17 protein-coding genes are annotated in these 14,990 nt (G+C 42.6%); 9 read left to right on the plus strand and 8 right to left on the minus strand.

The genetic code is table 11. The features are described from left to right. Positions 1–14: 14 nt before the first annotated feature. The 5 genes from yhbY to HF881_RS04095 all read right to left on the minus strand — a co-directional run bounded on the left by yhbY (position 15) and on the right by HF881_RS04095 (position 3,720). Positions 15–326, minus strand: a complete 312-nt coding sequence (yhbY, locus tag HF881_RS04075; RefSeq protein ID WP_169446558.1) for a ribosome assembly RNA-binding protein YhbY — start codon at positions 324–326, stop codon at positions 15–17. 213 nt (positions 327–539) lie between these two features. Continuing rightward, the gene (gene yqeH / locus HF881_RS04080) at positions 540–1,646 is read right to left on the minus strand and encodes a ribosome biogenesis GTPase YqeH (RefSeq protein ID WP_169446559.1); all 1,107 of its coding nucleotides are present in this window, start codon (positions 1,644–1,646) and stop codon (positions 540–542) included. Positions 1,647–1,648: 2 nt separating this feature from the next. Then, positions 1,649–2,176 (minus strand): YqeG family HAD IIIA-type phosphatase, encoded by a 528-nt coding sequence (locus tag HF881_RS04085; protein ID WP_006153778.1) that lies wholly within the window; start codon positions 2,174–2,176, stop codon positions 1,649–1,651. Between the two features lie 17 nt (positions 2,177–2,193). Then, on the minus strand, positions 2,194–3,102 hold the full coding sequence (locus HF881_RS04090; RefSeq protein WP_038804075.1) for a magnesium transporter CorA family protein: 909 nt from the start codon (positions 3,100–3,102) through the stop codon (positions 2,194–2,196). A gap of 57 nt (positions 3,103–3,159) precedes the next feature. Further along, positions 3,160–3,720, minus strand: a complete 561-nt coding sequence (locus HF881_RS04095) for a mechanosensitive ion channel domain-containing protein (protein ID WP_169446560.1) — start codon at positions 3,718–3,720, stop codon at positions 3,160–3,162. Between the two features lie 148 nt (positions 3,721–3,868). Between HF881_RS04095 and sstT the strand changes: the two genes are divergently transcribed. Next, positions 3,869–5,074, plus strand: coding sequence for a serine/threonine transporter SstT (sstT, locus tag HF881_RS04100; RefSeq protein ID WP_000720780.1), 1,206 nt, complete (start codon positions 3,869–3,871; stop codon positions 5,072–5,074). A gap of 67 nt (positions 5,075–5,141) precedes the next feature. After that, on the plus strand, positions 5,142–6,095 hold the full coding sequence (locus tag HF881_RS04105; protein ID WP_169446561.1) for an aromatic acid exporter family protein: 954 nt from the start codon (positions 5,142–5,144) through the stop codon (positions 6,093–6,095). A gap of 293 nt (positions 6,096–6,388) precedes the next feature. Here HF881_RS04105 and HF881_RS04110 read toward each other — a convergent pair whose 3' ends face one another. Both HF881_RS04110 and HF881_RS04115 read right to left on the minus strand, forming a co-directional pair. Beyond that, positions 6,389–7,933 (minus strand): peptide chain release factor 3, encoded by a 1,545-nt coding sequence (locus HF881_RS04110; protein ID WP_169446562.1) that lies wholly within the window; start codon positions 7,931–7,933, stop codon positions 6,389–6,391. 143 nt (positions 7,934–8,076) lie between these two features. Beyond that, positions 8,077–8,769, minus strand: coding sequence for a TIGR02206 family membrane protein (locus HF881_RS04115; RefSeq protein ID WP_169446563.1), 693 nt, complete (start codon positions 8,767–8,769; stop codon positions 8,077–8,079). 204 nt (positions 8,770–8,973) lie between these two features. On the opposite strand from HF881_RS04115, the gene gatC reads away from it, so the two are divergent. The 7 genes from gatC to nusB all read left to right on the plus strand — a co-directional run bounded on the left by gatC (position 8,974) and on the right by nusB (position 14,429). Further along, a complete protein-coding gene (gatC, locus tag HF881_RS04120; RefSeq protein WP_000705420.1) occupies positions 8,974–9,276 on the plus strand; it encodes an Asp-tRNA(Asn)/Glu-tRNA(Gln) amidotransferase subunit GatC in 303 nt (100 codons plus the stop codon). Then, on the plus strand, positions 9,276–10,742 hold the full coding sequence (gene gatA / locus HF881_RS04125) for an Asp-tRNA(Asn)/Glu-tRNA(Gln) amidotransferase subunit GatA (protein WP_169446564.1): 1,467 nt from the start codon (positions 9,276–9,278) through the stop codon (positions 10,740–10,742). Before gatC ends, gatA begins: the two co-directional genes overlap by 1 nt. Next, entirely contained in the window at positions 10,742–12,187 is a 1,446-nt protein-coding gene (gene gatB, locus HF881_RS04130) for an Asp-tRNA(Asn)/Glu-tRNA(Gln) amidotransferase subunit GatB (protein ID WP_169446565.1), read from the plus strand. Before gatA ends, gatB begins: the two co-directional genes overlap by 1 nt. A 57-nt stretch (positions 12,188–12,244) precedes the next feature. Continuing rightward, the gene (locus HF881_RS04135) at positions 12,245–12,643 is read left to right on the plus strand and encodes a hypothetical protein (RefSeq protein WP_001032002.1); all 399 of its coding nucleotides are present in this window, start codon (positions 12,245–12,247) and stop codon (positions 12,641–12,643) included. Positions 12,644–13,042: 399 nt separating this feature from the next. Beyond that, entirely contained in the window at positions 13,043–13,603 is a 561-nt protein-coding gene (efp, locus tag HF881_RS04140) for an elongation factor P (protein ID WP_000568640.1), read from the plus strand. Positions 13,604–13,624: 21 nt separating this feature from the next. After that, positions 13,625–14,014: an Asp23/Gls24 family envelope stress response protein gene (locus HF881_RS04145; protein ID WP_000510598.1), complete on the plus strand. Its 390-nt coding sequence runs from the start codon at positions 13,625–13,627 to the stop codon at positions 14,012–14,014. Continuing rightward, positions 14,007–14,429, plus strand: a complete 423-nt coding sequence (gene nusB, locus HF881_RS04150) for a transcription antitermination factor NusB (protein WP_084971775.1) — start codon at positions 14,007–14,009, stop codon at positions 14,427–14,429. The genes HF881_RS04145 and nusB overlap by 8 nt, the downstream gene beginning before the upstream one ends. A gap of 251 nt (positions 14,430–14,680) precedes the next feature. Here nusB and HF881_RS04155 read toward each other — a convergent pair whose 3' ends face one another. Further along, a complete protein-coding gene (locus HF881_RS04155; protein ID WP_125848866.1) occupies positions 14,681–14,989 on the minus strand; it encodes a hypothetical protein in 309 nt (102 codons plus the stop codon). Between the last annotated feature and the right edge of the window lies 1 nt (position 14,990).

The raw sequence follows: 14,990 nt of genomic DNA on the forward strand, positions 1-14,990 counted from the left end.
TTTGGAGTAGGGGTTTAGATTTCTTTGACTTTTTTAGAAATCTTGCGATTTTCTTTCTTGCTAGATTGCTTAAACAAGATCAAGATGCGTCCGATTTTTTGGACAGTATCTACACCGATTTCTTCTTCTAAAACTTCAGCTACTTCGTGGATGTTTTCGTCTGTGTTTTGCAAGAGCGTGACTTTAATCAATTCACGGGCGTCAAGAGCTTGACGGACGCTGGTTTTGATTTGGTCGTTGAGACCATTTTTCCCGATTTGAATGATGGGTTTGAGGGTGTGTGCCTGGCTGTTGAGAAAGGCACGTTGTTTTGATGTTAATGACATAATTTCTTAAAAAGAGTTTCTTTTTATACTTTTCTAAAGTGGTGACGGACGTCAGCAAAGTCCTTCGAACTTTCATGACTAAAATTTTAGCCTAAGGTCTCAAATTTTCCGCAGTTGGTACAATCACTTATACCAACTAACACCACGGCGAAAAGTATTCTCTACGGGCTCGCAACGCTCGCCTTAATAAAGACAACCCTTTCCTTTCTGTGTTTAAATAATTGCTTTTCGTGTGACGACGGCGACGTCTTCTGGTGCCCAGACGGCGACTTTGGCGGTGCCTGTTACGCGGATCCAGCCGAGTCCTGAGATGACTAGGTCAGTCTTGTCCTTGATATTAAATACATGCTGGACTAGTTTTGGAAAATCTTCTTTTTCCTTACTATTTGGCGGTGTGAGAAGAGTTCCGAGGTGCTTTTCATAAAAGGCACTAGCGCCTTCTAGCTTGGTACGGTGGAGTTTGAGTTCATTGTCAAAGAAGGCTGTGAAGCCTTGTTTTTCTCCTGAAATGAAGTCAAATCGTCCCAAACCACCTAGAAATAGAGTTTGCTCAGGGTTAAGTTGATAGGTTTTAGGCTTGATTTCCTTTTTAGGGCTGACATACTTGAGGTTTTTGGCTGTCAAGTAGTGGGCCATCTGGTGTCGGTGGATAATTCCCGGCGTATCATAGATATAAGATCCGTCGTCAAGCGGAATCTCAATCTTGTCCAAGGTCGTCCCTGGAAAGCGTGAAGTCGTGATGACATTTTGGTCACCAGTGATTTCTTGGATAATAGCGTTGATAAGGGTTGACTTTCCAACGTTGGTCACCCCAACTACGTATACATCACGGCCCTTGCGGTAGTGTTCAATCTTGTCAATGACTTCCTTGATAGCATGCTTATTCTGAGCCGAAGTCAGGACGACATCCACAGGGCGAAGACCTTCTTCGTGGGCACGTTCCATGAGCCACTGGCTAATCTTGCTCGGTTTAACAGACTTGGGCAGGATATCTTTTTTATTTCCGACCAAGAGGACATCATTACCCGATACAAAGCGTGGCAAACCTGGGATGACAGAACCATTAAAGTCAAAAATATCAATGACATTAACCACCAAGGCATCACTATCTCCCACTTCGTGCAAGAGTTTGAGGAAATCATCATCCGTCAACTGGACATCTGTGATTTCATTGTAATGACGGAGACGGAAACAGCGTTGGCAATAGACTTCGCCTGTCTCCAAACCTTTTTCGAGTGCCGACTGGGGAGTAAATCCTAGACCAGCCTTGTCTGTCGTCTGAATGGTTGCTCCACAACCAATACAGAGAATTTCTTCCATAGTTAGATTCCTTTTTTATATGTAATTGGTCCGTACTTTTCAGTAATTTGCTTCATGACACGGCGCTCGCGAGCTCGGTTAATCTGCGTCTTGATCGAGTCGTGTTGGACCAAGGGTTTGACCAAAATCGATCGAATACCTGCACGGTGCGCTGCACGAATATCCGTCATGAGTTGGTCGCCGACCATGACCACTTCATTTTTCTCATAGTGGAATTCCTTCATGGCACGATCAATCCCAAATGTGAAAGGCTTCAAGGCCCAATAAACGTAATCAATCCCAAATTTTTCAACTGCTCGTTGAACCCGTTTTTTGGTATTATTTGAGACCACGATGATGCGGATACCTGCGTCTCGGAGGTCATGTAGCCATTGCTTCATCTCTGGCGTTCCATCAGGGTTGTTCCAAGCAATGAGGGTATTGTCCAAATCGACCAAAACAGCCTTGATCCCCTGCGCCTGCAGGCTTGGGACTGTCAGATCATAGACTGCTTCCACAGCAAAATCTGGCATATAGTTTTCAATCGCCATTCTGGCTCCTTTTCTTTTTAATTTCTAGCAATTTTCTTTAAACATTGGGCTAAGACTGCCCATAAAATGAGACTAGCTATCAAAATATAAATCCAAGCATTCGGTTCATCTGTAAACGGTAAAGGGACATTCATTCCGAAGAATCCTGTAATAACCGCAAGGATAGCCAGCAAGACTGAGATAATTGTCAAAGTTGTCAAATTATCATTCAGATTATTATTTAGGATGTTGTTGTAAGAGGCTGAGAGTTGTTGCAAAACTTGAGAAATCAAGTCTGTCATCGAAACCAACTGATGCGCTTCAATCATAGCATCATCAAACTGCTCTCTTTCTACCTCATTAAGATTGCGATAAAGAGCATGCCCTTGGATATGTTCCAAGAGGAGACGATTTTGCTTGGCAGCAGCTGTCAGGTAAACCATACCGGTTTCCAAGTCAGAGAGGGCAAAAAGATTTTTTTTAGTTGTTTTTTGACGAAGAAGTGCACTAATTTCATCCTTACTTTTATCCATCTCTTCAATAACTGGATAATAAGCATTGCTAATAATCTCTAAACTGGCAAAAAGAAATTTGTAGATTGAAATAATTTCATGGCTTTCAAGATAGGTCGCCATGCGTTTAATCACATAAGTATTCTTGTGATTGCTGATAGTGATCAACCGTTGTTTTTCAACGATAAAGGTCATCGGAATCGCTTCATAATATTCTTTGTCTTTTTCTAAATCAAGAACATTATAAATGAAGGTTACCGTCCCCGTTTCACGGTTATAATCCATGTGGGCTCGTTCATTTCTATCTAGAGCATACTCGATGGTTTCCTTGTCCAATCCATAGATGTCAGAAAGATCTTCCATATTTTTAATCTTGTCCACATCAAGGTCTATCCAGGTACAATCATGACCTAGTTTTTTCTCTACAAATAGCATACTCTCTCCTTTGCCAAACTCTTTCTATTGTACCACAAATCTGCCAAAATAGCAGACCTACTCTGTACGAGAGAAGTTGCTGACAACAGTGATATTTCGGTTGGGAACAAAGTGAAGGGCTTGGTCGTCACTGCGAAGTTGGGTCGTACGGATTCCTACACTGACAACCTTTCCAGATACGGTAATAGGACCATTTGTGAGGATCACTTCGTCGCCCACATCAAGCTGGCGTTCAAAGAGGATGAAAAAGCCGTTGATGACATCGGATAAAAAGCCTTGAGCCCCCATCCCAATGGCAACCCCAGCAATTCCTGCCCCAGCAAGGAGGCTGGAAACTGGCAATCCTAAAATGGACAAGATGCAGTAAATTAAAAAGAAATAAAGGGTGTAGTTAAAGATATTCTCAAGCAAACGAGAGATGGTCTTTTGTCTGCCTGCATCCCGATTTGAAAATTTAAGCGAGGGCTTGACAATCTTTCGTACAGTCGCATGAAGTATCTTTTTAGCTATATAAAATAGCAGAAACAAAATTAAAAGAGAAATCACCTTGGTCAAGACATTCTCTAATACAGTTGTTACATCCAATTTATCAAGATAACGCTGAAAAAATTCTTGCATACAAAACTCCTTTTTAGTATTATACCACAAATCATCCCATTCAAATCCCTCATAAATATTCCGATATTCCCCCAAACTCAAAAAAAGACTTGCCTCAATGGCATATTTATACTATAATCATAAACAATACATTTTGAAGGAGACTATTATGAAAAAAATCATTCGAGCCTGGAACAAGGCCAGCCTCATCAAACGTATCCTAATCGGCATGCTTCTTGGAGCCTCTCTAGGGCTACTTTTTCCTAGTCTGTCGGGGCTCGGCATTCTCGGTGACCTATTCGTTGGGGGTCTGAAAGCCATCGCTCCTGTCTTGGTCTTTACCCTCGTCGCAAATGCCCTCTCACAACATCAAAAAGGGCAAGATACCAATATGAAGACCGTTATTTTTCTCTATCTACTCGGTACCTTTGCAGCTGCCTTGATTGCTGTACTGGCTAGTTTTCTCTTCCCAGTCCAGATTACTCTCAGCAGTGCGAGCACAGAGATTGCCCCACCAGACGGCATCGGTCAAGTTCTCAGCAACCTCCTGCTAAATCTCGTAGACAATCCCCTCAACGCCATCGTTCAAGCTAATTATATCGGGATCCTATCCTGGGCTGTTGTCTTTGGACTTGCTATGAGAGAAGCTAGCAAAAACAGTAAGGAATTGCTCAAAACCATGGCTGGTGTAACTTCCAAGATTGTGGAGTGGATTATCAATTTGGCACCTTTCGGAATTATGGGCTTGGTCTTCAAGACCATCTCTGATAAAGGAATTACCAGCCTTGCTAACTACGGAATTTTGCTAGGACTCTTGATTGCAACTATGGCTTTTGTGGCCCTTGTTATCAATCCCCTCATTGCCTTTTTCTTTATGAGAAAAAATCCCTACCCTCTTGTTTTTAAATGTTTGCGTGTCAGTGGAATTACAGCTTTCTTTACTCGTAGTTCTGCCGCTAATATCCCTGTCAACATGAAACTCTGCCAAGATCTAGGACTCAATCCAGATACCTACTCTGTTTCTATCCCCCTTGGCTCCACTATTAACATGGCTGGCGCAGCCGTAACCATTAACATTCTGACTCTAGCTGCAGTCAATACGCTAGGAATCTCTGTCGACTTTGGTACAGCTTTTGTGCTCAGTGTCGTCGCTGCCATTTCTGCCTGCGGAGCTTCTGGAATCGCTGGTGGATCACTCCTCCTCATTCCCGTCGCTTGTAGTCTCTTTGGGATTTCAAATGACGTTGCTATGCAGGTAGTCGGAGTTGGTTTTGTCATCGGTGTCGTCCAAGATTCCTGCGAAACTGCCCTAAACTCTTCTACCGACGTCCTCTTTACAGCAGTAGCTGAGTACGCATCGGCACGTAAAAAATAGATTTTTTAAGACAAGTCTTCCAAGCCTTGTCTTTTATACTCTTATTCTAGTATTATAGGAAATTCTCATGTCTATCACCCAACGTACGACAAAACTGATCTTAGCGACCTGCCTCGCTTGTTTTCTAGCTTATTTTTTAGATTTATCATCAGCGGTTTCAGCTGGAATTATCTCCCTCTTAAGCCTATCCGACACGCGCAGAAGCACGCTGAAATTAGCACGTAACCGCCTCTTCTCCATGCTCCTAGCACTGGCTATCGGTGTTCTAGTCTTTCAGCTGACAGGCTTTCACATCTGGAGCCTCGGGCTCTATCTGGCTCTCTACGTGCCCCTAGCCTATAAAATGGGCTGGGAAATTGGTATCACCCCTAGCAGTGTCTTGGTCAGTCATCTTTTGGTACAGGAGTCTACCTCTCCAGATCTCTTGCTCAATGAAATACTCCTCTTTCTCATCGGGACAAGCTTTGCTCTATTGGTCAACCTTTATATGCCCTCTCGTGATAAAGCCATCCAAAGCTACCACCTTCAGGTCGAAGAAAAGTTAAAAGGCATCCTGCTTCGCTTTAAATACTATCTGTCAAGGGGAGACGGACGCAATCAAGCCCAACTCGTTGACCAATTAGACAAGCTCCTTGATGAGGCCCTCAAGCTAGTTTATTTGGATCACTCAGACCACCTCTTTCACCAGACGGACTACCATATCCACTACTTTGAGATGAGACAACGGCAAAGTCGTATCCTGCGAAATATGGCCCAGCAGATCAATACTTGTCACCTAGCCGCAAGTGAAAGTTTGATCTTGGCCCAGCTCTTTTCTAAGATTGCTACCCAGCTAAGCCAGACCAATCCTGCTCACGATCTACTTGATGACATCGAACGCTATCTGCAAGTCTTCCGCAATCGGAGTCTCCCTAAAACACGTGAGGAGTTTGAGACCCGTGCCACCCTCCTGCAGCTACTACGCGAAGCCGAAACCTTCATTCAGGTCAAGGTCGATTTTTATCAGAAATATGGAAACTAGAAAAACCTCAGAAGAATTCATGTAACATGATTTCTCTGAGGTTTTTAATTTACCTTTGACTTCAATTACCTTTACTATATGAAAAAATCCACGAATCGATATTATTCGCGGACTTTTTCTAGTAAAGCGCTTAGGTAAGCCGCCATAGCGGTTACCGATTGTTAGATTACGACACTGAGTTTTACAAATCGATTTCATTTGTAAAACTCAGTTAGTGAGGCAGTTAGCTAGTCTGCAAAATAGCGGTTAGCGTCCAACAATCAGGAACTTTGGTTCCAATTGTTGGTATTGAATCACATCTTCTCTTCTAACTCTACGTCTGGGTACTTGTCTGCAAACCAGCGGAGGGCGAAGTCATTCTCAAAGAGGAAGACAGGTTGGTCGAAGCGGTCTTTTGCCAAGATATTGCGGCTTGATGACATCCGTTCATCCAAGTCCTCAGGCTTGATCCAACGAACGGTCTTTTTACCCATTGGGCTCATGACCACTTCCGCATTGTATTCATTTTCCATACGGTGCTTGAAGACTTCAAACTGAAGTTGACCTACAGCGCCCAGCATGTACTCGCCTGTTTGGTAGTTAGTATAAAGCTGAATGGCTCCCTCTTGTACCAACTGCTCAATTCCCTTGTGGAAGGATTTTTGCTTCATGACGTTCTTAGCAGAAACTTTCATGAAAATCTCAGGTGTAAAGGTTGGCAGTGGTTCAAATTCAAACTTGTTTTTTCCAACCGTCAAAGTGTCTCCAACCTGATAAGTACCGGTATCGTAAACCCCGATGATATCTCCTGCAACAGCGTTGGTCACATTCTCACGACTTTCCGCCATAAACTGAGTGACATTCGAAAGCTTGGCACCCTTCCCAGTACGAGGCAGATTAACACTCATCCCACGCTCAAATTCACCGGATACGATACGCACAAAGGCAATACGGTCACGGTGACGAGGGTCCATGTTAGCTTGGATTTTAAAGACGAATCCTGAGAAGTCCTTGTCATATGGATCGACAATTTCACCGTCTGTCTTCTTGTGTCCATGTGGTTCTGGAGCAAATTTCAAGAAAGTTTCGAGGAAGGTCTGTACCCCAAAATTGGTCAAAGCTGAGCCAAAGAAGACCGGTGTCAAGTCACCTGCAAGAATAGCTTCCTCTGAGAACTCATTCCCAGCTTCATTCAAAAGCTCAATATCATCTTTGACTTGCTCGTAGAAAGGATTGCTACCAAAAAGCTTGTCCCCATCTTCTAGACTAGCAAAACGCTCATCCCCCTTGTAGAGCTCCAAGCGTTGGTTATAGAGGTCATATAAGCCTTCAAAGGCTTTCCCCATCCCGATTGGCCAGTTCATAGGGTAGCTGGCAATCCCTAGGACTTCTTCCAATTCTTGCAAGAGGTCCAGTGGCTCACGGCCATCACGGTCCAGCTTGTTCATAAAGGTAAAGACTGGAATGCCACGGTGCTTCACAACCTCAAACAATTTCTTGGTTTGGGCCTCGATACCCTTGGCAGAGTCCACGACCATGACCGCAGCATCCACCGCCATCAAGGTACGATAGGTATCTTCTGAGAAGTCCTCGTGCCCTGGTGTGTCGAGGATGTTCACGCGCTTGCCATCATAGTCAAACTGCATAACAGATGACGTGACCGAAATCCCACGTTGTTTCTCAATATCCATCCAGTCAGACTTGGCAAAAGTCCCTGTTTTCTTTCCTTTAACCGTACCAGCCTCACGAATCTCGCCCCCAAAGTAGAGCAACTGCTCAGTGATAGTTGTTTTCCCCGCGTCCGGGTGAGAGATGATGGCAAAGGTACGACGTTTCTTAATTTCTTCTTGAATATTCATAAGTTCTCTTTCTTTGATTCTCTATTTTTAGTTGTTTCAGTAGCTAAGAATGATTTTTACATTGGATTTACTATTCCTTTCAACTCTCCATTATATCGGATTTTGGGGAGTTTTTCAATTGCTCATCCGATGAAAAAGGTAAGCTAGAGCACAGATTTCACCTGATTTCTCTTTTTCCACCGTTTCTTGAACAAGATATCAAAGAGAAGCAAAGCTAGAGAAAGAATAACCGACACAAGGAGGTACTTTATCCATAGAGGTGCATGAGAGATAAACGGTGTATCTCTTAAGAGGCCATAATTTCCACCCGTTACCTGATTAACCCCAACTAGAAAGAGATTGAGAACGAAAGTATAGACTACGATCATATACTTCTTAAGTAAGCTCTTGTCATAGTGATTCATCAAGTAAATCAAGGAATTCACTAGAAGTGCATAGTGCCCAATCAAAAATGAAAAACTAGTGATATGGGGGAAATCATAGGGGTCAAAAACGGGGTAAACCAAGGCAAAGACCGCTCCACTTGCTCCTAAGAGGGCAAAGTATTGCTTGCTCCGCCATTTATCTGGTAAGAAAACTACCGCAAACATGGCCAAACGGCAATGATAAAAAGGGAGACTATTAGACAATGGAATCCCAAAACCAACATACCAACTATATAGGGCTAGTAACTGGAGAATCTGAATTCCCTTAAACAAGAGGACAAATTTCGGATTCTTGTGATAAGCAAGTGCCCCATAAATACAAAGCACTAAGACAAGCATCATAATCCCATACCAAAAGAGCGAAATGGGAGGAGGTACGGTTTGGAATCTTGTAAAAAAATTATGTAGCATATTTTCTATCCTAACTCATCTTTCGGGGAATTCTTCCTACATTAATCTCTAGTCTCACTCAATTTTTCTTTTAGTTTAACTATTATAGCGAATTAAAAGCGATTTTTCAATTTCTATTTCTTTTCAGTTTGCCTTAGCTTATTTATAGGAAAATATGGTAAAATAGAACAGACTAAAAATCATCATTTCACGAAAGGATGCAAGATGAAAATTACGCAAGAAGAGGTAACACACGTTGCCAATCTTTCAAAATTAAGATTCTCAGAAGAAGAAACTGCTGCCTTTGCGACCACCTTGTCTAAAATTGTTGATATGGTTGAATTGCTGGGCGAAGTCGACACTACTGGTGTCGCACCTACTACGACCATGGCTGACCGCAAGACTGTACTCCGCCCTGATGTGGCCGAAGAAGGAACAGACCGTGACCGCTTGTTTAAAAATGTACCTGAAAAAGAAAACTACTATATCAAGGTACCAGCTATCCTAGACGATGGAGGAGATGCCTAATGACTTTTAATCATAAAACCATTGAAGACTTGCACAACCTCCTTGTCTCTAAGGAAATTTCTGCAACTGAATTGACACAAGCAACGCTTGAAGATATCAAATCTCGCGAGACGGCTATCAATGCTTTTATTACCATCGCTGAAGAGCAAGCCCTCGCTCAAGCTAAGGCTATTGATGAAGCTGGAATTGACGTGGACAATGTCCTTTCAGGAATTCCACTGGCTGTTAAGGATAATATCTCTACCGACGGTATCCTGACAACTGCAGCCTCAAAAATGCTCTACAACTACGAGTCAATCTTTGATGCGACAGCCGTTGCCAATGCCAAAGCTAAGGGTATGATTGTTGTTGGAAAGACCAACATGGACGAATTTGCCATGGGTGGTTCAGGTGAGACTTCTCACTACGGTGCCACTAAAAATGCTTGGGACCACAGCAAGGTTCCTGGTGGTTCATCAAGTGGTTCTGCCGCAGCTGTAGCCTCAGGACAAGTCCGCTTGTCACTTGGTTCTGATACTGGTGGTTCTATCCGCCAACCTGCTGCCTTCAACGGGATCGTTGGTCTCAAGCCTACCTACGGAACAGTTTCTCGTTTCGGTCTCATTGCTTTCGGTAGCTCGCTAGACCAAATCGGACCTTTCGCTCCAACTGTTAAGGAAAATGCCCTCTTGCTCAACGCTATTGCCAGCGAAGATGCAAAAGACTCTACTTCTGCTCCTGTCCGCATTGCCGACTTTACTTCCAAAATCGGTCAAGACATCAAGGGCATGAAAATCGCTTTGCCTAAGGAATATCTCGGTGAAGGGATTGATCCAGAAGTTAAAGAAACCATCATCAAGGCAGCCAAACACTTTGAGAAACTTGGTGCTATCGTTGAAGAAGTCAGCCTTCCTCACTCAAAATACGGTGTTGCCGTTTACTACATCATTGCTTCATCAGAAGCTTCATCAAACTTGCAACGCTTTGACGGTATCCGTTACGGCTACCGCGCAGAGAATGCGACGAATCTTGATGAAATCTATGTAAACAGTCGTAGCCAAGGATTCGGTGAAGAAGTAAAACGCCGTATCATGCTAGGTACTTTCAGCCTTTCATCAGGTTACTACGACGCCTACTACAAGAGGGCTGGACAGGTCCGTACCCTCATCATTCAAGATTTCGAAAAAGTCTTTGCGGATTACGACTTGATTTTGGGACCAACTGCTCCAAGTGTTGCTTATGACTTGGACTCACTCAACCATGACCCAGTTGCCATGTACTTGGCTGATCTTTTGACCATCCCAGTCAACTTAGCTGGTCTCCCAGGAATTTCGGTCCCTGCTGGATTTGCTCAAGGTCTACCTGTCGGTCTCCAATTGATCGGTCCTAAATACTCAGAAGAAACCATTTACCAAGCTGCTGCTGCTTTTGAAGCAACAACAGACTACCACAAACAACAACCCGTGATTTTTGGAGGTGATAACTAATGAACTTTGAAACAGTCATTGGACTTGAAGTCCACGTAGAGCTTAACACCAATTCAAAAATCTTCTCACCAACTTCTGCCCACTTCGGAAATGACCAAAACGCCAACACCAACGTGATTGACTGGTCTTTCCCAGGAGTTCTGCCAGTTCTCAATAAAGGTGTTGTTGATGCCGGTATCAAAGCTGCTCTTGCCCTCAACATGGACATCCACAAGCACATGCACTTTGACCGCAAGAACTACTTCTATCCTGATAATCCCAAAGCCTACCAAATTTCTCAGTTTGATGAGCCAATCGGATACAACGGCTGGATTGAAGTCGAACTAGAAGACGGTACGACCAAGAAAATCGGTATCGAACGTGCCCACTTAGAGGAAGATGCTGGTAAAAACACCCACGGTACAGATGGCTACTCCTATGTAGACCTCAACCGCCAAGGGGTGCCATTGATTGAGATTGTATCTGAAGCTGACATGCGTTCTCCTGAAGAAGCCTACGCTTATCTAACTGCCCTCAAGGAAGTCATCCAGTACGCTGGTATTTCTGACGTTAAGATGGAAGAAGGTTCTATGCGTGTGGATGCCAACATCTCGCTTCGTCCTTATGGTCAAGAGAAATTCGGTACCAAGACTGAGTTGAAGAACTTGAATTCCTTCTCAAATGTTCGCAAGGGTCTTGAATACGAAGTCCAACGTCAAGCCGAAATCCTTCGCTCAGGTGGTCAAATTCGCCAAGAAACTCGCCGTTACGATGAAGCTAACAAGGCAACCATCCTCATGCGTGTCAAGGAAGGTGCTGCAGACTACCGCTACTTCCCAGAACCAGATCTACCCCTCTTTGAAATCTCAGACGAGTGGATTGAGGAAATGCGTACAGAGTTGCCAGAGTTTCCAAAGGAACGCCGTGCTCGCTACGTATCTGACCTTGGTTTGTCAGACTACGATGCTAGCCAGTTGACAGCAAACAAAGTTACTTCTGACTTTTTTGAAAAAGCTGTTGCCCTTGGTGGCGATGCTAAGCAAGTCTCAAATTGGCTCCAAGGGGAAGTTGCTCAGTTCCTTAATGCTGAAGGCAAGACACTAGAACAAATCGAATTGACACCAGAAAACTTGGTTGAAATGATTGCCATCATCGAAGACGGTACTATCTCTTCTAAGATTGCCAAAAAAGTCTTTGTCCACCTGGCTAAAAATGGCGGTGGGGCGCGTGACTACGTCGAAAAAGCAGGTATGGGCCAAATCTCAGATCCAGATGTTCTGATTCCAATCATCCACCAAATCTTTGCGGATAACGAAGCTGCCGTTGCCGACTTCAAATCAGGTAAACGCAACGCAGACAAGGCCTTCACAGGATTCCTTATGAAAGCTACCAAAGGTCAAGCCAACCCACAAGTTGCCCTTAAACTCCTCGCCCAGGAATTGGCGAAGTTGAAAGACAGTGAGTAATTCACTCTTTAAACACTTTTTTCTACTTTTAAAACGAGAATGAGACAAGGGGAATAAATGAACAAATTTTTACGATTGCTATTTGTCTTAGTCATCATCGCTATGTTAGGCGCTTCTATACTACAAATCTTTCTCCCATCATATTTGGGAGAGCATTCTGGTTACGGTATTTCTGCAGGATGGCAAAGAGAAATTGGAATTTGGAATCTAGCTGTCTTAATTATTATTCTTGCCGTTAATATTAAATACGATTGGTTCTATCTACGAATCGCACTTCTTGCTCTCATTATTGGCGGAATTGGAATAGGAACAAATCACTTACTCAATTATATGGAGTATCACTCTCCTGTAAATGCTATCGGTGCTTTTGAAAATTACTTGCTAGCAATAGGATGGATTGTGGGATGGCTCATCGAACACCATTCCATAAAGAAGCTAAATGCTAGTAAATCTTAGATGATTTTTAAAGGTTATCAAATAATTTAATAATTATTCGAGTTATGAAATCAACCTTTTCAATAGTCTCAATGCCAATCAAAAACCCTTCAACGAACTCGCTAAACAAAAGGTCAACAAGGTTTGGACAGGCCTCTACGAGATTGAAGCAACCAGTATCTTGCTTGAAGACTTCAGCTATGACCAAGAAAGTCTTTGTCCATCTGGCTAAAAATGGCGGTGGCGCGCGTGAATACGTGGAAAAAGCAGGCTTAAAGTTGAAAGAAAACTAGACAGAACAAAACCAGCCCTAAGGTTGGTTTTTTCTTCTCTACAACTCCCAATAACTATTTTGGCTTTATTTCCAGAGTATTTTATGGTAAAATGAAGAGTAATAATATTTATTAAAGAGGTAAAAACATGATTGAAGCAAGTAAATTAAAAGCTGGTATGACCTTTGAAACAGCTGATGGTAAATTGATCCGCGTTTTGGAAGCTAGCCACCACAAACCAGGTAAAGGAAACACGATCATGCGTATGAAATTACGTGATGTCCGTACTGGTTCTACATTTGACACAAGCTACCGTCCAGAGGAAAAATTTGAACAAGCCATCATCGAGACTGTCCCAGCTCAATACTTGTACAAAATGGATGACACAGCCTACTTCATGAACACAGAAACTTACGACCAATACGAAATCCCTGTAGTCAATGTTGAAAACGAATTGCTTTACATCCTTGAAAACTCTGATGTGAAAATCCAATTCTACGGAACTGAAGTAATCGGTGTAACTGTACCAACTACTGTTGAATTGACAGTTGCAGAAACTCAACCATCTATCAAAGGTGCTACTGTTACAGGTTCTGGTAAACCAGCAACGATGGAAACTGGACTTGTCGTCAACGTTCCGGACTTCATCGAAGCAGGACAAAAACTCGTTATCAACACTGCAGAAGGAACTTACGTTTCTCGTGCCTAATCTCTAGAAAGAGGTCATTCTATGGGAATTGAAGAACAACTTGGCGAAATCGTTATCGCCCCACGTGTACTTGAAAAAATCATTGCTGTTGCTACTGCAAAGGTAGAGGGCGTACACTCTTTTTCAAACAAATCAGTATCTGACACCCTTTCAAAACTTTCACTCGGCCGCGGCGTTTATCTTAAAAACGTGGACGAAGAACTCACAGCTGATATCTACCTCTACCTTGAGTACGGAGTAAAAGTTCCTAAGGTAGCTGTTGCTATCCAAAAAGCTGTCAAAGATGCAGTCCGCAATATGGCTGATGTAGAACTCGCTGCTATCAATATCCACGTTGCAGGTATTGTTCCAGATAAAACACCAAAACCAGACTTGAAAGACTTGTTTGATGAGGACTTCCTCAATGACTAGTCCACTATTAGAATCTAGACGTGAGCTCCGTAAGTGTGCCTTTCAAGCTCTTATGAGTCTTGAGTTTGATACAGACGTCGAAACTGCTTGTCGTTTCGCCTACACACACGATCGTGAAGATACGGATGTGCAACTCCCAGCCTTTTTGACAGAGCTCGTTTCTGGTGTTCAAACTAAAAAGGAAGAACTAGACAAGCAAATCACACAACATCTAAAAGCAGGTTGGACCATTGAACGTTTAACGCTCGTGGAGAGAAACCTCCTTCGCTTGGGAGTCTTTGAAATCACTTCATTTGACACTCCACAGTTGGTTGCTGTTAACGAAGCTATCGAACTTGCAAAGGACTTCTCAGATCAAAAATCTGCCCGTTTTATCAATGGACTGCTCAGCCAGTTTGTAACAGAAGAACAGTAAAAAGAAAAAGTGTTTGACAAATATCAAACACTTTTTTCTTTGCCTCCACTATCTAAAAAAGTGGTAATAGACATAATATTACAAGTTTAATATTCATTTTTCTAAAAATATTTTAAAAAAAAGTTCTGCTTACATCTAAAAACTAGTAAGAAAAGTTAAATTATCTACTTTTGTTGTATAATTACATTTTTTTTAAAATATAATAAAAAAGCGTTATAATTAACCTAAATATCTCTTATAGGGTATATTTGTTATAGATCCTTTTCTTCTAACTTTCGATAAAAGTTTTTATTCTCTTGGTGTCGAGCTTCCAGTACATTCTCTATACGATTCTTATACAGTTGATGATAGTTATCTAAATTGTTCTCTATCTCAAAGATATATGGTTGAATTTCAGCAAAACTACTGTCTCTACATGCATAGGAAAGCGCCTCTAGGAGATGATCCGTCTCCCTGCTAAACTTGTGGAAATCATCATCCAAATCCATCTCCAAACGCTCTAAGTATCGCAATTTACGATTGTGTTCATCCTCTAATTTCTGAAGTTCCTTTTTATCCATG

The organism is Streptococcus sp. WB01_FAA12, assembly GCF_012843315.1.
Lineage (GTDB): Bacteria > Bacillota > Bacilli > Lactobacillales > Streptococcaceae > Streptococcus.